This window comes from Kitasatospora sp. NPDC059673, assembly GCF_042734215.1.
Lineage (GTDB): Bacteria > Actinomycetota > Actinomycetes > Streptomycetales > Streptomycetaceae > Kitasatospora.
Genome location: NZ_JBHWEN010000004.1, coordinates 216,008 through 235,197, shown reverse-complemented (window position 1 = coordinate 235,197; position 19,190 = coordinate 216,008). Strand labels below are relative to the sequence as shown.

At 73.0% G+C, this 19,190-nt stretch carries 15 protein-coding genes; 9 read left to right on the top strand and 6 right to left on the bottom strand.

Going from position 1 to position 19,190, the window contains the following annotated elements; translation table 11 throughout:
• Positions 1 to 11 precede the first annotated feature (11 nt).
• Positions 12 to 776, bottom strand: coding sequence for a peptidoglycan-binding protein (locus tag ACFV18_RS07510; RefSeq protein WP_380480273.1), 765 nt, complete (start codon positions 774 to 776; stop codon positions 12 to 14).
• 163 nt (positions 777 to 939) lie between these two features.
• Here ACFV18_RS07510 and ACFV18_RS07505 point away from each other — a divergent pair, with 163 nt between their 5' ends.
• Together ACFV18_RS07505 and ACFV18_RS07500 are read left to right on the top strand one after the other, a co-directional pair.
• Positions 940 to 2,232, top strand: coding sequence for an MFS transporter (locus tag ACFV18_RS07505; protein ID WP_380480271.1), 1,293 nt, complete (start codon positions 940 to 942; stop codon positions 2,230 to 2,232).
• A gap of 66 nt (positions 2,233 to 2,298) precedes the next feature.
• Entirely contained in the window at positions 2,299 to 2,922 is a 624-nt protein-coding gene (locus ACFV18_RS07500; RefSeq protein WP_380480269.1) for a hypothetical protein, read from the top strand.
• Positions 2,923 to 2,929: 7 nt separating this feature from the next.
• On the opposite strand, the gene ACFV18_RS07495 is transcribed toward ACFV18_RS07500, so the two are convergent.
• The gene (locus ACFV18_RS07495; RefSeq protein WP_380480414.1) at positions 2,930 to 4,366 is read right to left on the bottom strand and encodes a CCA tRNA nucleotidyltransferase; all 1,437 of its coding nucleotides are present in this window, start codon (positions 4,364 to 4,366) and stop codon (positions 2,930 to 2,932) included.
• 266 nt (positions 4,367 to 4,632) lie between these two features.
• Between ACFV18_RS07495 and ACFV18_RS07490 the strand changes: the two genes are divergently transcribed.
• From ACFV18_RS07490 to trxA, 7 genes are all read left to right on the top strand, one after another.
• Positions 4,633 to 7,023: a DUF6049 family protein gene (locus ACFV18_RS07490; protein ID WP_380480267.1), complete on the top strand. Its 2,391-nt coding sequence runs from the start codon at positions 4,633 to 4,635 to the stop codon at positions 7,021 to 7,023.
• A 50-nt stretch (positions 7,024 to 7,073) separates the two neighbouring features.
• The gene (murJ, locus tag ACFV18_RS07485) at positions 7,074 to 9,515 is read left to right on the top strand and encodes a murein biosynthesis integral membrane protein MurJ (RefSeq protein ID WP_380480265.1); all 2,442 of its coding nucleotides are present in this window, start codon (positions 7,074 to 7,076) and stop codon (positions 9,513 to 9,515) included.
• A 290-nt stretch (positions 9,516 to 9,805) separates the two neighbouring features.
• Positions 9,806 to 11,845 (top strand): serine/threonine protein kinase, encoded by a 2,040-nt coding sequence (locus ACFV18_RS07480; protein WP_380480263.1) that lies wholly within the window; start codon positions 9,806 to 9,808, stop codon positions 11,843 to 11,845.
• 111 nt (positions 11,846 to 11,956) lie between these two features.
• Positions 11,957 to 12,736, top strand: a complete 780-nt coding sequence (gene sigM, locus ACFV18_RS07475) for an RNA polymerase sigma factor SigM (protein ID WP_380480261.1) — start codon at positions 11,957 to 11,959, stop codon at positions 12,734 to 12,736.
• A complete protein-coding gene (locus ACFV18_RS07470; RefSeq protein ID WP_380480259.1) occupies positions 12,733 to 13,611 on the top strand; it encodes an anti-sigma factor family protein in 879 nt (292 codons plus the stop codon). Before sigM ends, ACFV18_RS07470 begins: the two co-directional genes overlap by 4 nt.
• 152 nt (positions 13,612 to 13,763) lie before the next feature.
• Positions 13,764 to 14,729: a thioredoxin-disulfide reductase gene (gene trxB, locus ACFV18_RS07465; protein WP_380480257.1), complete on the top strand. Its 966-nt coding sequence runs from the start codon at positions 13,764 to 13,766 to the stop codon at positions 14,727 to 14,729.
• 116 nt (positions 14,730 to 14,845) lie between these two features.
• On the top strand, positions 14,846 to 15,172 hold the full coding sequence (trxA, locus tag ACFV18_RS07460) for a thioredoxin (protein WP_380480255.1): 327 nt from the start codon (positions 14,846 to 14,848) through the stop codon (positions 15,170 to 15,172).
• A gap of 178 nt (positions 15,173 to 15,350) precedes the next feature.
• Here the strand turns inward: trxA and ACFV18_RS07455 are convergent, their stop codons facing one another.
• The 4 genes from ACFV18_RS07455 to rsmG form a co-directional block, all read right to left on the bottom strand.
• Positions 15,351 to 15,968 carry a GNAT family N-acetyltransferase gene (locus tag ACFV18_RS07455; protein WP_380480253.1) on the bottom strand — a complete coding sequence of 206 codons (618 nt, stop codon included), beginning with the start codon at positions 15,966 to 15,968 and terminating at the stop codon, positions 15,351 to 15,353.
• A 121-nt stretch (positions 15,969 to 16,089) separates the two neighbouring features.
• On the bottom strand, positions 16,090 to 17,142 hold the full coding sequence (locus ACFV18_RS07450) for a ParB/RepB/Spo0J family partition protein (RefSeq protein WP_380480251.1): 1,053 nt from the start codon (positions 17,140 to 17,142) through the stop codon (positions 16,090 to 16,092).
• Positions 17,139 to 18,104, bottom strand: a complete 966-nt coding sequence (locus ACFV18_RS07445) for a ParA family protein (protein ID WP_380480412.1) — start codon at positions 18,102 to 18,104, stop codon at positions 17,139 to 17,141. The genes ACFV18_RS07450 and ACFV18_RS07445 overlap by 4 nt, the downstream gene beginning before the upstream one ends.
• Positions 18,105 to 18,365: 261 nt before the next feature.
• On the bottom strand, positions 18,366 to 19,145 hold the full coding sequence (gene rsmG / locus ACFV18_RS07440) for a 16S rRNA (guanine(527)-N(7))-methyltransferase RsmG (protein ID WP_380480410.1): 780 nt from the start codon (positions 19,143 to 19,145) through the stop codon (positions 18,366 to 18,368).
• Positions 19,146 to 19,190: the final 45 nt, after the last annotated feature.

Sequence of the window (19,190 nt, the reverse complement as noted above, 5' to 3'; positions counted from 1 at the left end):
CCTCCGGCGTGTCAGGACCAGGCCGCGTTCCAGGTGACCGGCCCGACGATGCCGTCCACCGTCAGCCCGTGGCGCTGCTGGAAGGCCCGGCAGATGCGCGCCGAGGCGGGCCCGTACCAGCCGTCCGCGGTGATCTGCCAGGTGCGCCAGGCCAGCCGCCGTTGCCACGTCAGCACGTCGTCCCCGTGCATCATCGGCGACTGGAGTTTCAGGTAGCGGCCCGGCCACGGCGGCGCCCCGGAGCCGGACCCCGGCCCGGACACCCGCGCCGCCGGAACTCCCCCGAGCGCCGGATCCGCCGACACCGTGCCCTCCGGAAACGCCGGCACCCCGTACCCGTACGGCGACCCGGGCCCGCGCCGCGCCCGGGACTTCCGGTAGACCCCGTCGCCCTCGGTGGAGCCGGAGCTGTTGGTATTTCCCTCCACCGTGTAGATGGTGTCGGCGTCGTAGGCGTAGACGACTCCGGTGTGGTCGCCGCCGTTGGGGCCGAGGTAGAAGGGGCCGCCGAGGACGGGGTACGGGGTCCAGCGGTTCTGGTGGCGCCACCAGGCGACGGCTTCGAGGCAGGAGGCCGTCATTGGCCAGAGGTTGTCCATGCCGGTGCGGTGGGCGGCCCAGGCCTCGAAGGTCGCGCACCAGGGCTGACCGTCGGACCATTCGAGGCCGGGGGTTTCCTCGCTGTAGCACTGGCGGTTGTTCCAGGTTCCGTCAGAGTCGCGGCCCTCGTGGTAGCCGACCTGACCGAGCAACAGGGCAGTGAACTCGTCTCGCATGGGGAGCCTCCCGTCGTTCTGAGAGGGTTCTTCCCCCGTAAGTGCCCCACCACATCGGAATGGTGGCGCCAGCGGTGGTGCGAGGCGTACGGGGGGCGCGCGCCGCGCGAAGTTGGCAGAGGTTTCACGTGAAACACCGTCGGCCTCGTGGCACCCTTGGCGGGTGATCACCGAACGGCCCCCGCGGGAGGCCACCCTGCGCGGCCTGCTGCAAGGCTCCGGTTTCCGGCGCCTGCTGACGGTGCGCCTGCTCTCGCAGCTGTCGGACGGGGTCTTCCAGGTCTCGCTGGCCGCGTACGTGATCTTCTCTCCCGAACACCAGTCCTCCCCCGCCGACATCGCCGCGGTGCTGGCCGTGATGCTGTTGCCGTTCTCGGTGATCGGACCGTTCGCCGGGGTGCTGCTGGACCGCTGGCGGCGCCGGCAGGTGTTGCTGATGGGCAATCTGGCCCGCTTCGGACTGGGCCTGGTGACGGCGGCACTGCTGCTCGGACGGGCCCCGGACTGGATGTTCTTCGCGGCGGCGCTGCTGGTGACGGCGCTCAACCGGTTCATCCTGGCCGGCCTGTCCGCCGCGCTGCCCCGGGTGGTGGCGACCTCGGACCTGGTCACCGCGAACGCCCTCTCGCCCACCCTGGGCACGGTGGCGGCGGCCTCCGGCGGCATCGTCGGCTTCCTGGTGCACCAGGTGATGCCGCCCGGACGGCACGCGGACGCCGTCCTGGTGACGCTGGCGGCGCTGCTCTACCTGTCGGCCGCGCTGGCCGCCCGCCGGATCGCCCCGGACGCGCTCGGCCCCGAGGTGGACGGTGCACTCCCCTCCCTGCGAGAGGCGTTGTCCACCTCCTGGCACGACCTGCTGGCGGGCCTGCGGCACCTGGTGCGGGACTGCCGCCCGGCCGTGCAGGCGCTGGCCGCGGTGACCCTGGCACGGTTCTGCTACGGGGTGCTGATCGTGGTGGTGCTGATGCTCTCCCGGTACACCTTCAACAGCGCGGAGGACACCGCGGGCGGCCTGTCCAGCCTGGGCCGGGCGGTGATCCTCTCCGCGCTGGGCTTCTTCGTGGCGGCGCTGATCAGCCCCTGGTGCACCCGGCGGCTCGGCCTGATCGGCTGGATGACGATCTGTCTGGCGAGCGCCGCGGTGTTCGTCCCCGCGCTCGGGCTCACGTTCCAGGAGGTCCCGGCGATGGCCGCGGCGCTGCTGCTGGGCGTGGTCACCCAGGGCACCAAGATCTGCGCGGACACCCTGGTGCAGGAGTCGGTGGAGGACGAGTACCGCGGCCGGGTGTTCGCCATCTACGACGTGCTGGTCAACGTCTCGTTCGTCGCGGCGGCCGGGGTGACCGCCCTGGTGCTGCCGCTGAACGGCCGCTCGGTGCCGGTGGTGCTGGGCCTCTCGGTGCTCTACGCGCTCGGCGCGGTGCTGTACTTCCGTGCCGCGCGCCGCTCCTGACGGGGTTTCTGCCGCTAGGGTCGTGGGCGCACGGCACGCCTTCGTCGTCCTGGGGGGAAGAAACAGATGAGCACACCGCCGCCGCCCGGCCCGTACGGTCAGCCAGGCCCGTACGGCCAGCCCGCCCCGTACGGCCAGCAGCCCGGCCAGCAACCGCCCGCGTACGGCCAGCCGTCCGGCTACGGACAGCCGCCCGCGTACGGGCAGCCCCCTGCGTACGGACAACCGCCGGCCTACGGGCAACAGCCGCCCGCCTACGGCCAGCAGCCGCCCACGGGCGGGGACGCGTCGGGTCAGGGGATGCCCGCCTGGGGGCAGGCGCCCGAGCTGGTCATCACCGAGAAGGACAAACGCCGGGGCAGCTGCCTGTTCCGCGGGTTCATCGGACTCGCGGTGCTGGCCGTCCTCGGCGTGCTCGCCATCTGGCTCACCCAGGACAAGGTGCCCCGGGTCGGCGACTGCCTGGACAGCAAGCACAAGGTGGTGGCCTGCACCTCGGCGGACGCCCGGTGGCACGTGCTGCAGAAGTACAGCACCGACAACCTGGTGACCGCGAGCTGCAGCAAGACGCCGGGGGCCACCGACACCTACCACGCCCGGTACCGCCGGAGCGGGCACACGCAGAAGAACAAGCTGTGCCTGTCCCCGATGAACGGTCAGACCCCCGGCAAACCCGGCCAGATCGGCTGAGCGGGCGTCAGTCCTTCGGCTGCGCCGCCCACCACTCGTGCAGCGCGGCCACCGCCGCCTCGTGCTCCATCGGGCCGTGCTCCAGGCGCAGTTCGAGCAGGTGCTTGTAGGCGCGGCCGACCGCGGGGCCGGGGCGCAGGGCGAGCAGCTGCATGATCTCGTTGCCGTCCAGCGCGGGCCGGATCGCGTCCAGCTGCTCCTGCGCCTTGAGGGCGGCGATCCGCTCCTCCAGCGAGTCGTAGGTGCGGGCCAGCGCGGCGGCCTTGCGCTTGTTGCGGGTGGTGCAGTCGGAGCGGGTCAGCTTGTGCAGGCGCTCCAGCAGCGGGCCGGCGTCGGTGACGTAGCGGCGCACCGCGGAGTCGGTCCACTCGCCGCCGCCGTAGCCGTGGAAGCGCAGGTGCAGCTCGACCAGCCGGGAGACCTCGCCGATCAGCTCGTTCGAGTACTTGAGCTCGCGCATCCGCTTGCGGGTCATCTTCGCGCCGACCACCTCGTGGTGGTGGAAGGAGACCCCGCCGTCGGACTCGAAGCGGCGGGTGCGCGGCTTGCCGATGTCGTGCAGCAGCGCGGCGAGGCGCAGCACCAGGTCGGGGCCGTCGGTCTCCAGCGCGATGGCCTGCTCCAGGACCGTCAGCGAGTGTTCGTAGACGTCCTTGTGGCGGTGGTGCTCGTCGCTCTCCAGGCGCAGTGCCGGGAGCTCGGGCAGCACGAACTCGGCGAGGCCGGTGTCGACCAGCAGGCGCAGGCCCTTGACCGGGTGCTCGGAGAGCAGCAGCTTGTTGAGCTCGGCCTGGACGCGTTCGGCGGAGACGATGGTGATCCGCTCGGCCATCGCGGTCATCGCGGCGACCACCTCGGGCGCCGGCTCGAAGTCGAGCTGGGCGGCGAAGCGGGCGGCCCGCATCATCCGCAGCGGGTCGTCGGAGAAGGACTCCTCGGGGGTGGCGGGGGTGCGCAGCACCCGGGCCTCCAGGTCGTCCAGGCCGTGGTGCGGGTCGACGAAGCCGCGGCCGGGCAGGTCGACGGCCATCGCGTTGACGGTGAAGTCGCGGCGGACCAGGTCCTGCTCGATCGAGTCGCCGTAGCTGACCTCGGGCTTGCGGGAGCTGCGGTCGTAGGCCTCGCTGCGGTAGGTGGTGATCTCGATCAGGAACGAGCCCTCGGCGGTGTCCTTGCGCGCGCCGACGGTGCCGAAGGCGATGCCGACGTCCCAGACCGCGTCGGCCCAGCCCTTGACCAGCTTGAGGATCTGCTGGGGGCGGGCGTCGGTGGTGAAGTCGAGGTCGTTGCCCAGCCGGCCGAGCAGGGCGTCCCGGACCGAGCCGCCGACCAGCGAGAGCCGGTGGCCGGCCTCCTGGAACCGGCGGGCGATCTCGTCGGCGACCGGGGAGACCCGAAGCAGTTCCTGCAGGCCGAGGGTCTGCGCCTCGGTCAGGCCCGGCAGGGCGACCCGGTCGGCGGAGCTGGAATGATTGGTGCTGGACGCATTGGCAGTGGACACGGCTCACAAGGGTACGTGCCCGCCCTGCCCCGTCGCCCTCCCGTTTCCTCCGCCCCGCCGCTCCGGCCAGCTTCCGGCCCGCAACACTGTGGGCCGCACAGCGTCGTTACCATGCCGGGTGAACGCTCCTTGTCGGAGACCGCCGGGGTCGGGCGGGGCCGCGTCGGTGCGTGGGTCGATCGAGACGATCAGGAACGGCGAGGACGCGCGTGGACGAGCGGACCGGGCGGGGCGCGGCAGGGGCCGGGCGCCGCGGACGGTGGACGGGCCGGCTGGCCAGGAGCACCGCCGCCCTGCTGGCAGGCGGGCTGGTCGGGGCCGTGGCGGCCGCTCCGGCGGCGGCCGGGCCCGGCACTCTGGTGACTGCCTCGGGCGAGTACCCGGCGGCGGTGCAGATCGACACGGTGCAGGTCGGCACCGGGGCGCCGCAGGTCGCGCACGAGAACGACACCGTGACGATCACCGGCAAGGTCACCAACTCCGGTTCGGAGAAGCTGAAGTCGCCGAAGGTCATGGTCCGGGTGCCGAACCCGGGCAAGCCGATGCTGGCGACCCGCAGCGACATCGACATGATGGGCTCCTGGGGCTCGCCGAGCGCCAAGGACGGCACCCCGTTGGAGAACCCGGCGCAGGACGTCGGCGACCTGGACCCGGGGCAGAGCAAGGACTTCACCCTGCCGGTGCCGGTGTCCGCGCTGAACGCCAAGGAGACCGGCAGCTACGAGCTGGCGGTGGACCTCTGGGGCCGGACCGGCGACGACAAGCCGCACTCGCTGGGCATCGCCCGCACCTACCTGCCGGTCCAGGGCCGGACCACCGCCAAGCCCTCGCAGGTCGCGGTGGTGTGGCCGCTGACCCACGCCCCGGTCCTGGTCGCGCAGACCATGCCGGACCAGGACCAGACGCCGGTGCTGCGGGACGACAGCCTGGTGGGCGAGCTGACCGGTGACGGACGGCTGAACCAGCTGGTCGAGATCGGCGAAAGGATGCCGAATCTGACCTGGGCGATCGACCCGGACCTGCTGGACACCGTGTTCGCGATGACCAAGCCGTACCGGGTGCAGAAGCCCGGCACCTCCGGCGAGTCCGCGCGCGAGGACAACACCGTGCCGGGCACCGGGCGCGACGCGGCGACGGCCTGGCTGGCGAAGCTGAAAACGGCGGTGTCGAAGCAGGGCTCCGAGGTGGTGTCGCTGCCGTACGCCGACCCGGACCTGGCGTCGATCGCGCACAACGGCGCCAAGCTGAACGGCATGGACAACGCGCTGCGCAAGGCGATGACGGCCGGTCAGGTCACCACCGAGACCCGGCTTCAGGTGAATGTCCACTCGGACGTGGCCTGGCCGTACCGCGGCCTGCTGGACCAGCGCACAGCGGCGGTGGCGAACACGGCGGGCGGCCGGCTGCTGCTGGTCAACGGCACGTCGATGCAGGAGTCCGACAAGCTGACCTACACGCCGGGCGCGGCCCGTCCGATCGGCAACGGGCAGACCGCGGTGGTCTCCGACGCCGTGCTGGCCTCGCTGTTCCAGGGCGACCTGGGCACCGCCCACGACCGCACCGCGGCCCAGCAGCGGTTCCTGGCCGAGACCCTGGCGATCGCCCACCAGGAGCCGGAGCACCCGCGCGGCGTGCTGGTGCTGCCGTCCCGCTCGCTGACCGTCGGCACCGCGCTGGCGCTGCGCGATTCGATGCAGGCGGCGTCCGGCAACGGCGGCTGGGTGGCCCCGGCCAGCCTGCAGAAGATCGCCGACATGCCCGCGGACCCGGGCGTCAACACCGACGTCCCGAACGACTACCCGGGCGACGCGACCGGCGCCGAGCTGTCCTCCGCCGAGCTGAACGCCACCATGGGCATCCAGGGCGGCGTGGACCAGCTGATGATGATCCTGACCCAGCCGGAGCGGGTGCGCGGCCCGTTCAGCGCGGCCATGGTGCGGTCGATGTCCACCAGCTGGCGCGACCAGCAGAAGGCCGGCGTGGACTACCGGGCCGGCGTGCAGCGCTACCTGGACAACCTGAAGTCGGCGGTCCGGGTGCCGAAGAAGACCACCGTGACGCTGCCGGGCGACAACGCGACCCTGCTGATCAGCGTCAAGAACGACCTCACCCAGGCGGTCGGCAACCTGGAGCTGCGGCTCTACTCGACCCAGCAGAACCGCCTCCTCGTGGGCGACAACCAGCCCGTGGTGCTGGACGCCACCACCAGCCGCACCTTCCGCTTCCCCGCCGAGGCGCAGGTCAACGGCCAGGTCAAGGTGAACGCGGAGCTCTGGACCACCGGCCCGAACGCGCAGCGCTACGGCGAACCGGTGGAGTTCGTCGTCGACGTCACCTCGGTGGCCAGCGGTGTGACGTACGTGATCGCCGGCGGCACCGCGCTGATGATCCTCGCCGGGCTGCGGTTCTACCTCCAGCGCAAGAAGCGCAAGGCGGCCGGCGAGATCGACGAGGACCCGGAGCGCCTGCTGTCGGACGTCGAGGACGACGACGACGAGGACGTGCGGCCGGACGCCGAGGGGAAGCCGACCGACGCGGAGCCCTCGTCCGACCGGGATGACAGCGATCGGGTCTCCGGTGATGAGAAGGTGGATCACTAGGCGCCTCACCCCCGGGCGCCCGTCCCCCCTCTCTGACGTGGATTGGTGGCATGAACGAGCGGAGCGAGCGAGCAGCCCAGGACCAGGGCGGAGGTAGGCCCCAGGACCGCGCGGGCGGTCCACGGTCCGCCGCCGCCCCCGCCGACCCCACCGCCGACTGGTACGTCGCCGACACCTACGCCCGTGACCCGTACGCCGCCGAGGCGTACGGGGGCACGGACCCGTACGGCGAGGTCGACCTGCCGGAGGCCGTCCCGGACACCACGGACGTCCAGGACGCCCCGGAGACCACGGCGGCGGTGCCCGGCCAGCCGAGCCGCGGGTCCGAGTCCGCCCTGCGGCTGACCGCGCCGGCACCGCGCTGGGCGTCGATCGCCGCCGAGGTGGCAGCGGAGGCCGCCGAGCCGGCCGGGTCGCGCCGGGGCACCGAGACCACCGAGTACGTCGGCGTGGAGAGCCTGCTGTCGGCCCCCGAACAAGAACCGGCCGCCCCCGAACAGGAATCCGCGCAGGCACCCGTACAGGCACGCGCGCAGGCTGCTCCGGCAACGGCACCGGATCAGGCCGTGGCGAAGGCCGCGGACACCGACGCGCCGGAACACCCCGAGCCCGCCGACGCCCCGGAGCCCGCACGGGCCTTCGGCGCCGAGCCGGTCCCGGCGGCGGACGAGCGCCACCCGTACGTGCCGCCGATCGAGTTCGACCCCCCGCTGTCCGAGGAGGAGGCGGTGATGCGGGCCGACGCGGCGGTGCTGGAGGCCAACGCCGCCACCGCGCCGCCCGAGCCGACCGCGCCGCCCGCCCCGACCGCTCCGCCCGAGCCCGCCGTCCCGGCCGGGGGTGGCGGCGGCAAGGTCGCCGGCCTGCTGAACTCCAGCGCCATCATGGCGGCCGGCACCCTGGTCTCCCGCGGCACCGGCTTCCTGCGCACCATGGTGATCGCCGCCGCGATCGGCGTGGCCTCGATGGGCGACTCGTACAACGCCGCCAACACGCTGCCCACCCTGCTGTACATCCTGATCGGCGGCGGCGCGCTGAACGCGGTGTTCGTCCCGCAGCTGGTGCGCAGCATGAAGAACGACGAGGACGGCGGCACCGCCTACGCGAACCGGCTGCTCACCCTGGTGGTGACCGGCCTGGCGGGCGTGGTGTTCGTGGCGGTGCTGGCCGCGCCGGTGCTGGTGCAGCTGATCTCGCACGCGCTGATGCGGGACCAGCAGAGCGCCGACACCACGGTCGCGCTGGCCCGGTACTGCCTGCCGACCATCTTCTTCATGGGCGTGCACGTGGTGATGGGCCAGATCCTCAACGCCCGCGGCCGGTTCGGGGCGATGATGTGGACGCCGGTCCTGAACAACCTCGTGGTGATCTTCACCTTCGCGATGTACATCGGCGTGTACGGCACCTTCCAGCACACCGGGACCACCCCGCAGACCATCTCCCCCGAGGGCGTCCGGCTGCTCGGCATCGGCACCATGCTGGGCCTGGCGGTGCAGGCGCTGTCGATGATCCCGTACCTGCGGTCGGCGGGCTTCGCGTTCCGGTCGCGCTTCGACTGGCGCGGGCACGGCCTGGGCAAGGCGGCCCGGCTGGCCAAGTGGACGTTCCTGTTCGTGCTGGCCAATCAGGCGGGCTTCCTGGTGGTGACGCAGCTGGCCACCGCGTCCGGCAAGGCCGCCGAGCACGACGGCCACCTCGGCGTCGGCCTGGCCGCGTACTCCAACGCGCTGCTGATCTGGCAGCTGCCGATGGCGGTGATCACCGTGTCGGTGATGAGCGCGGTGCTCCCCCGGCTGTCCCGGGCGGCCGCCGACCAGGACGCCGGGGCGGTCCGCGACGACCTCTCCTACGGCCTGCGCACCTCGGCGGTGGCGATCGTCCCGGCGGCGTTCCTGTTCCTGTCGCTGGGCCCGGTGATCGGCTCCTCGATCTACGGCCTGGGCAACGGCGGCGCGGCCGCGCACGGCGCCACCGCGGTCGGCTACATGCTCTCCGCCTTCGCTCTCGGCCTGATCCCGTACTCGGTGCAGTACGTACTGCTGCGCGGCTTCTACGCCTACGAGGACACCCGCACCCCGTTCTCCAACACCGTCTGGGTGGCGCTCACCCAGGCCGGCACCGCACTGCTGTGCTGGCTGCTGCTGCCCGCGCAGTGGGCGGTGACCGGCATGGCACTGGGCTACGGCCTGTCCTACGCGGTGGGCGTGTTCGTCGCGGTGCCGAAGCTGAAGGCGCGGATCGGCGGCCTGGACACCGCCCGGATCACCAAGACCTACGTCCGGCTGGCGATCGCCTCGCTGCCCGCCGCCGTGGTCGGCCTGGTGATCGAGCTGTTCGCGCTGCGGATGCTGGACGGCTGGCTCGGCAACGTACTGACGCTGCTGGCGGCGGCCGTCGTCCAGATCGCGGTGTTCCTGCTGCTGGCCCGCCGGATGCGCATCGAGGAGCTCAACGCGCTCACCGGAATGGTCCGCCGGCGGCTCGGCCGCTGACCGGAACGCCGATCGCGGGTTGACGGCACGTCACCCGGAGTGCTGACGATCTGTCGGCGACCCAGTCCGCCTACGGTGGGCCGGAGTCGGGGCACACCCCCGATTCCGGCCCATTCGTCTGCCGTTCGCCCGGAAGTGGACGAGTGGGCAACCTCCCGGCACTCTCAGCGGTCGTACCAGGGTGCCGGGAGTGGGCACAATTGACCTTGCAGCACGGACGTCCACTCCGGCAGCGGCTCGTCGACCGTCCCGGCTTGGCCCGGGACGACACAAGGGGAGGCAGGACCACGGTGGCTGACGGCACCAAGGCGATCGTCGACACGTCCGAGACGGACGGGGCGGCGACCGAGGCCGCGCCCGGAACCTCGCAGCGCGACACCGGATCCGACCGCGGCCGCGCCGCGAAAGGCTCCGCCGACGGCGCGGTGAAGAGCACCGCGACCGGCTCCCCGAAGAGCACCCCCCAGGACGCGCCGAAGGCCGGCTCGAAGGGCTCGGCGAAGCCCCGGGTGAAGGACACCCCGACCACCCCGCTGCGGCCCACCCCTGCCGCGCCCGCCGACGAGGCCGGAAGCGACGACCCGCAGCAGCCGCTCGCCGAGGCCACCGCCCCGCTCTCCGCACAGGAGATCGACGCCGAGCTGGCCGCCCAGGGCGCCGCCCGCGCCGAGCGCCCCTCCCGCAGCCGCGGCGTGCGCCGCCCGCTGCCCCCGATCGAGCCGTCCGAGCCCGCCCCGGCCACCAGCACCGAGACCCTGGACGCCGACACGGCCACCCTGCCCACCGTGCTGCCCGCCCCGCCGCGGCACAGCGGCGACAAGATCGGCGGCCGCTACCGGCTGGAGGAGTGCATCTCCGAGTCGGACACCTTCACCAGCTGGCGCGCCGTCGACGAGAAGCTCCGCCGCGCCGTCGGCGTGCACCTGCTCTCGGCCGGCCACCGCCGCGCCAAGTCGGTGCTCACCGCCGCCCGCAGCGCCGCCCTGCTCGGCGACCCGCGCTTCGTCCAGGTGCTGGACGCGGTGCAGGAGGGCGAGCTGGTGTACGTGGTCCGCGAGTGGCTGCCCGGCGCCCGCGACCTGGCCGAGCTGCTGGCGGACGGCCCGCTGGAGCCGTACGACGCCTACCAGATGGTCCGCCAGGTCACCGACGCCATCGCCGCCGCCCACCAGCGCGGCCAGGCCCACCTGCGGCTCACCCCGAAGTGCGTGCTGCGCACCGACGGCGGCCAGTACCGGATCAACGGCATCGCGGTGGACGCCGCCCTGCGCGGACTGCCCACCGAGAACGCCGAACTGACCGACGTCCGTGCGATCGGCGCACTGCTGTACGCCTCACTCACCCACCGCTGGCCCTACCCGGAGGACCGCTACGACCTCCAAGGGCTCCCCAAGGACCTCGGCTGCGTGCCCCCGGACCAGGTCCGGGCCGGCGTCCACAAGGGCCTGGCGGAGCTCGCCGCGCGGATCCTGTGCGAGCAGCCGCCGCACCACAAGGCGCCGATCACCACCCCCGCCGAACTGGCCGCGGCGATCGCCGAGCTGCCGAAGATCCGCCCGCCGGAGCAGCCCGCCCCGCCCACGCTGCGCGCCCTGCCCACCGCCCGGCCGCGCTACTCCCCCGCCGCGCCCACCCAGGCGATCCCCACCACCGCACCCGCTCCCGCGCCGGCCCCGGTCGCCCCCCGCCCCGCCCCGCGCCGCCGCAGCGCCCTGCGCCGGGTGCTCAAGTGGACCGCCTCGCTGGTGGCCCTGTCCGCCGTCACGGTCGGCTCCTGGCAGGCAGTGGATTACGTCAACAAGCACGACAAGGGCACCACCAACCACAGCTCGCCCGCCCCCACCCCGTCCGGCAGCGCCCCCGCCGTCACCGGCGAGAAGCTCGCCATCACATCGGTCTCCCCGTTCAACGCGTACGGCGACACCAAGGACGAGCACCCCAGCGAGATCCCGAACGCCACCGACGGCAACCCGGCGACCACCTGGACCACCCAGCGCTACAACGACCAGTTCGGCGACTGGCGGCCCGGCACCGGCCTGCTGATCGACCTCGGCTCGGCCCGCGCCGTCGGCTCGGTGGACGTCCAGCTCATCGGCTCCACCAAGGTCGAACTGCGGGCCGCCCCGACCGGCGCCACCACCGCGCCGACCCCCGACGACAACGGCTTCAAGAGCCTCACCTCGATCGCCACCGGCTCCGGCACCAAGGTCACCCTGAAGCCCACCGCCCCGGTCAGCACCCGGTACCTGCTGGTCTGGCTCACCAACCTGCCCACCGGCGACGACGGCGGCTACCGCGGCAAGATCGCCGAGATCCAGGTCAACGGATAGCCCCCAACGGGCGGCCGGAACCCCGGCGCCTCTTGATCCGCTCCGCCGGATCCCCAACGATGGTGACCCACGGCCGCCGGAGCGGACGGCCGGACCGCGAGGAGGGGGCGGATGGCCGAGGAGCCCACCGACGCCGAACTGCTCGCCCGGCACACGGCGGGCGATCCGGACGCCTTCGGGCTACTGGTGCACCGCAACCGCGACCGGCTGTGGGCCGTCGCGGTGCGCACCCTCGGCGACCGCGAGGAGGCCGCGGACGCGCTCCAGGACGCCCTGGTCTCCGCGTTCCGGGCCGCCGCCGGCTTCCAGGGCCGCTCGGCGGTCACCACCTGGCTGCACCGGATCGTGGTGAACGCCTGCCTGGACCGCGCCCGCCGCGGCGCCGTCCGCCGGGCCGAGTCGCTCGACCAGCACCCGGGCGGCCCGCCGGAGGCCGCGCTCGGCACCAGCGAGGGCGCGGAGAGCCACGCGGTGCGCGCCGAAACCCGGCGCGAGGTGGCCGACGCCCTGGCCGGGCTGCCCGCCGACCAACGGGCCGCCCTGGTACTCGTCGACATGCAGGGCTACCCGGTCGCCGAGGCCGCCGCGGTGCTCGGCGTCCCGGTCGGCACCGTCAAGAGCCGCTGCGCCCGCGGCCGGGCCAGGCTGCTGCCGCTGCTGCGCCACCTCGGGCCGGGCGGTGTTCCACGTGAAACCGAGGTTCCAGGTGGCACCGGCGCCGCCCGTGTTCCACGTGAAACCGACGCCGCCCGCATGCCGCGGGAGAACGATCCGGCCGGTGTTCCACGTGGAACACCGCCCGCGCCCCGGGCCGGGAACCCGAACCGGCCCACACCCGTCCCACCCACGGATCCCGCCACCGCGCTGGAAGGAGATGCGACCCCGCGATGACGCCGCACCCGCCTTCCGAGCACCCCGACCTGGACGCGCTGGCCGACCTGGCCGAGGAGTTGCTCCCGCCCGAGCAGGCCGAACCGCTCCACCAGCACCTGGCCGGCTGCCCGTCCTGCGCCGAGGACTACGCCGCGCTCCGCGGCCTCCCGGAGCTGCTGGCGGACACCCCCGCCCCGCCGATGCCGCAGGAGGTCGCCGACCGGCTGACGGCGGCGCTGGCCGCCGAATCCGCCGCTCGCGCCGAAACCCGTGCCGAGACCCGCGCCGAAACCTGTGCCGAGGCTCGTCCGGAGCGCCCCGCTGCGGCCCCGTCCGGCCCGCCCCGCACCGGGGGGCCCGCCGGTGCCCCGCGCGCGGCGAGCGGTCCGGGACGCCCCGCGCGCCGCCGCCGTCGCGCCCTGAGCCTGCTGCTCGCCACCGCCGCCGTGGCCGTCGCGGCCACCGTGGGCGGGGTGCTGCTCAGCCGGAACCCATCGGGCAGCGGCACTCTCACCACCGCCCACGGCAACGCCACGTCCGAACCGAGGACCGCCGACGCCGCGCGCCCCGAGCCGAACGCCGTCGGCGGCTCGGGCCCGGCCTTCACCGCCGAACAGCTCCCGGCCCAGATCCACGAGCTGCTGACCACCAAACCCGCCGGGCACCTCTCCGCGGCCGACCCGGGCAAGGACCCGACAGCCTGCGCCCTGAGCGCCACCGGGCACCCGGACGAGCCGCCGCTGGCCACCGGAACGGGCAGCTACCAGGGCCGGCCGGTGCTGGCCCTGGTGTTCCGCCCGCCCGGCGGCAGCGGGCCGCTGGACGTCTACCTGGCCACCCCGGACTGCCCCCGTTCGACGATCCTGCTGCACAGCACCGTCCCGGCCCCCTGATTCCTCACCGTTCCGCGCCGCCCACTCCCGGACCGGGGGTGGTTGGTCCGGTCGGGCCTGGGAATGCGGGAGACTGGTAAGTCGTTGTCCGGGGCGGCGGAGCGACCGCCCTCCCCCGCGCAAGCGGGACGCCATGCGAACCAGGAGATGCAGTGAGCGACGTCCGTAACGTGATCATCATCGGTTCCGGCCCGTCCGGATACACCGCTGCGCTGTACACCGCGCGTGCCTCCCTCCAGCCTCTGGTCTTCGAGGGCGCGGTCACGGCCGGCGGCGCGCTGATGAACACCACCGAGGTGGAGAACTTCCCGGGCTTCCGCGACGGCATCATGGGTCCCGAGCTGATGGACAACATGCGGGCCCAGGCCGAGCGCTTCGGCGCCGAGCTGGTGCCGGACGACGTCATCGCCGTCGACCTCACGGGCGACATCAAGACCGTCACCGACTCCGAGGGCACCGTGCACCGCGCCCGCGCCGTGATCGTCACCACCGGCTCGCAGCACCGCAAGCTCGGCCTGCCGAACGAGGACAAGCTCTCCGGCCGCGGCGTCTCCTGGTGCGCGACCTGCGACGGCTTCTTCTTCCGCGACCAGGACATCGCGGTGGTCGGCGGCGGCGACACCGCGCTGGAGGAGGCCACCTTCCTGTCCCGCTTCGCCCGCAGCGTCACGGTGGTCCACCGCCGCAACACCCTGCGCGCCTCCAAGGCCATGCAGGAGCGCGCCTTCGCCGACCCGAAGATCACCTTCGCCTGGGACAGCGCGGTCGAGGAGATCCACGGCGACCCGAAGCTGTCCGGTCTGACCCTGCGCGACACCAACACCGGCGACCTGCGCGAGCTGCCCGTCACCGGCCTGTTCATCGCGATCGGCCACGACCCGCGCACCGACCTGTTCAAGGGCCAGCTCGACCTGGACGCCGAGGGCTACCTCAAGGTCGAGGCCCCCTCCACCCGCACCAACATCCCCGGCGTCTTCGCCGCGGGCGACGTGGTCGACCACACCTACCGCCAGGCGATCACCGCCGCCGGTACCGGCTGCTCCGCCGCGCTGGACGCCGAGCGCTACCTCGCCGCGCTGACCGACGCCGAGGCCGAGACCGCCGCCCTCGCGGTCTGACGTCCACCGGGCCGAGCAGCCCCCGGCCGGGGCGGCGACCGTTTCCGCCACGAAACAGAACCGCCCCTGCCGTTGTTATCCCTCTCGCATTTCCCCTCCGACCCCAAGGAGTTCCCGTGGCCGGCGCCACCAAGGAAGTAACCGACGCCACCTTCGCGGCCGAGGTTCTCAAGAGCGACAAGCCCGTCCTGGTCGACTTCTGGGCCACCTGGTGCGGCCCGTGCCGCCAGATCGCCCCGGTCCTGGAGGACATCGCGGCCGAGCACGGCGACAAGCTGTCCGTCGTCAAGCTCGACGTGGACGCCAACCAGGAGACCGCCGCGGCCTACAACGTGATCTCCATCCCGACGCTGAACGTCTACAAGGGCGGCGAGCTGGTGAAGACCATCACCGGTGCCCGCCCGAAGGCCGCGCTGCTGCGCGAGCTGGCCGAGTACCTGTAAGTCAGTTCCGGCCGACCGTCGCCGAGGCGGCTCGCACGGGGAATCCTCGTACGGGCCGCCTCGGCGTTTCCGTGCCCTCGGGCAAGGCTTCAGCAGGCTTCCTACGGCTTCGTCAGGAAGCGCCGAGAGCGCGGCGGCCCGCTCCGCGCGGGCGGGCCAGGAGCGGAGAACACCTCCCTCAGAACGGCCGCAGCGCCGGTTCCTTGCGCCGGCCGCCGAGCAGCCGCTCCAGCGCACCCTCCATGTCGCCCTTCCAGGACAGCGTGGAGCGCGCCTCCAACCGCAGCCGCGGATACCGGTGGTGCGGCCGGACGGTCTTGAAGCCGACCGCCCGCAGGTGCTCGGCGGGCAGCACGCAGCTGGGGATCTCGCTGCCCTGCGCACCGAACGCCTCGATCGCCCGGAAACCGCGCCGGATCAGGTCCTTGGCCACCGCCTGCACCAACACCCGCCCCAGGCCCTGCCCCTGAAACTCCGGCAGCACCCGGGAGACCATCAGCTGCACCGCGTCCGGGGAGATCGGGCTGGTCGGGAACGACTGCCCGCGCGGCACGTACGCGGGCGGAGCGTAGAGCACGAACCCGGCCGGGCGGTCGTCCACGTAGGCGACTCTGCCGCAGGATCCCCAGTCCAGCAGTACGGCGGAGATCCAGCCCTCCTTCTCCAACTCGCCCTTGCCGCCGTCCTGCGCGGCCCGTCCGCTGACCGGATCGAGCTCCCAGAACACGCAGGAGCGGCAGGTGTTCGGCAGCTCCGAGAGGTTGTCCAGTGTCAGCGGAACGACCCTTCGCCCCACGCCCGTACCTCCTCCTCCACGCGGAAACCGGCCCTGGAGTCCAGTCTGCTCCGAGCGACGAAACGGGTGCACGTTTCACGTGAAACATGCACCCGTTGTTCGCCGTTCGCGGTCACCGACCTCAGGACAGCCGCAGCCCCTGCTCGCCCGGCGCGAGGCTGTCCAGGATCCGGTTCAGGTCCTCGACCGAGGCGAACTCCAGCACCACCTTGCCCTTGCCGATCCGGCCGTCGCGCTGCGAGGCCTCGACCTTGACCCGGGTCTCGAAGCGGTCCGAGAGCCGGTCCGACAGCTCGGTGAAGGCCGGTGAAACCGTCCGGCCCGCCCGCGGGCCGGCCTTCTTCGCCTTCGGGGTCTCCCCGGCCATCAGCCCGGCGATCTCCTCGGTGGCCCGCACCGTCAGCAGCTCGGCCACCACCCGCTCGGCCAGCAGCTCCTGGCCCGCACCGTCCGGCACCATCAGGATCGCCTTCGCGTGCCCGGCGCTGACCGTCCCGGCCGCGACCTTCAGCTGCACCGGGACCGGCAGCTTCATCAGTCGCAGCGTGTTGGAGACGTGCGAACGGGACTTGCCGACCCGAGCCGCCAACTGGTCGTGCGTGCAGGCGAAGTCGCGCAGCAGCTGGTCGTACGCGGCGGCCTCCTCCAGCGCGTTCAGCTCGGCCCGGTGCAGGTTCTCCAGCAGCGCGTCCAGCAGCAGCTTGTCGTCCCCGGTGGCCCGGACGATCGCCGGAATCACCGCCAGACCGGCCTCCCGGGAGGCCCGCCAGCGGCGCTCACCCATGATCAGTTCATAGCGCTCCGGGCCGGTCTGACGGACCACCACGGGCTGCAGCAGGCCGACCTCCTTGATCGAGGCGACCAGTTCGGCGAGCTTCTCCTCGTCGAACACCTCGCGCGGCTGGCGCGGGTTGGGACTGATCGAGTCCAGCGGAAGCTCCGCGAAGCGGGCGCCGTCCACGGGCGTCAGCGCCGCTTCCAGGACGCTGCGGCGCTTGTCTCCGGCCAGCTCCCGCAGACTCTCCGCGGCCGCCTTGGCGGCCACCGTGCCGCGATCGGTGGGAACCACCGGCGCCGGCGGGTCGGCCGGTGCGGCCGCTCCCCCGGCCGCCGGCTGGGTCGCCGGGATCAGCGCTCCCAGACCCCTGCCCAGACCCCTGCGCGTGCCACTCACCGCTTGCCCTCCATCGAACTGTGCTGTGCCGTCGACGCGGACGACTCCGCGCCGTTGCGGGGCGGAACGACCTCCACACCCGCCCGGTGGCGCCCCACCGTCGTCTTCGCGACCTCGGCCCGCAGCGCCAGCTCGCGTCCCGCCTCCAGGTAGGAGAGCGCGCCGCTGGAACCGGGGTCGTAGGTGAGCACGGTCTGCCCGTAGCTCGGGGCCTCGGAGATGCGCACCGATCGCGGGATGGCGGTGGCCAGCACCTCCTTCTGGAAGTGCGTCCGCACCTCCTCGGCAACCTGCGCGGCCAGCCTGGTCCGGGCGTCGTACATGGTCAGCAGAATGGTCGACACGTGCAGCAGCGGGTTCAGGTGCGCCCGCACCAGCTCCACGTTCTTCAGCAGCTGCCCCAGGCCCTCCAGCGCGTAGTACTCGCACTGGATCGGGATCAGCACCTCCTGACCGGCCACCAGGGCGTTGACGGTCAGCAGCCCGAGCGAGGGCGGACAGTCGATCAGCACGTAGTCCAGCGGCTGCTCGTAGGCGGCGATGGCCCGCTGCAGCCGGCTCTCCCGCGCCACCAGCGAGACCAGTTCGATCTCCGCGCCGGCCAGGTCGATGGTGGCCGGGCAGCAGAACAGCCCCTCCACGTCCACCACCGGCTGCACCACGTCGGCCAGCGGCTTGCCCTCCACCAGCACGTCGTAGATCGACGGCACCTCGGCGTGGTGGTCGATGCCCAGGGCGGTCGAGGCGTTGCCCTGCGGGTCGAGGTCGATGACCAGCACTCGCAGACCGTGCATGGCGAGCGAGGCGGCCAGGTTGACGGTGGTGGTGGTCTTGCCGACCCCACCCTTCTGGTTGGCGACCACCATGACCCGGGTGGCGGCGGGTCGGGGAAGCCCCTCCCCGGCGTACCCGGTGACCGGGACGACGGCGTGCGCGGCACGTGCGACGGGGGTTTCATCCACCTGATCGACGATCTCCGACTCCTGCATGGGGGCCAGTGTTTCACGTGAAACCGGAGCCGCGACAGTCACTGCCGGGTCCCGTTCACGGGCCCGGTTCAGCTCCTGATCAAGTACGCCGGTCAGCAGGAAGCGACGTTTCACGTGAAACACGATGCCCGGAATGTCGGTGTCCGACGGCCCGACACTCCGGGGCGCCGACAAGCCGACGGGGCGGGTGACCCGATCGCCACCCGCCCCGCAAGTTGAACGCACCCAACCGGCTCAGCGCCGGCCGCGGCCACCGCCACCACGCCGGCCCGCACCCTCGGCGCCCTTGCCGCCGCGACCGGCCCGGGCTGCCTTGGCCCGCCGGGTGGCCGCCTTGACGCCGCCGGGGCTCTCACCGGCCTCCACCCGGACCACCCGGGTCTGGGTCTCCAGCACGCCCTCACCCACGCCGATCACCGACCACTTCACCGCGCCCAGCCGGGTCAGCGCCGCCCGCGAGTCGGTCAGCTCCTGCTCCGCGGTGTCGCCCTTCAGCGCCAGCATCTGCCCGTAGGGCCGCAGCAGCGGCATGCCCCACCCGGCCAGCCGGTCCAGCGGCGCCACCGCACGGGCGGTCACCACGTCCACGGCCAGCTTGCCGATCATCTCCTCGGCCCGGCCGCGCAGCACGGTGACGTTGTCCAGGCCGAGCTCGCGCACCACCTCCTCCAGGAAGGTGGTGCGCCGCAGCAGCGGCTCCAGCAGCGTCACCGAGACGTCCGGCCGGGCCAGCGCCACCGGGATGCCGGGCAGTCCGGCGCCCGAGCCGACGTCGCACAGCGAGACCCCGGTGGGCAGCAGTTCGGCCAGCACCGCGCAGTTGAGCACGTGCCGGTCCCACAGCCGGGGCACCTCGCGCGGGCCGATCAGCCCGCGCTGCACGCCGGCGGTCGCCAGCAGCTCGGTGTAGCGCACGGCCAGTGGCAGCCGATCACCGAAGATCCGTCCCGCTGCCGCCGGCGCTTCGGCCAGCCCCTCCAGCGGCGCCTCGGGCTCCGTGCCGTCCCTGTCCATCTCTGCCTCTCCGCTCACCGTCGAATCCACCCACCCGTCCTGCAC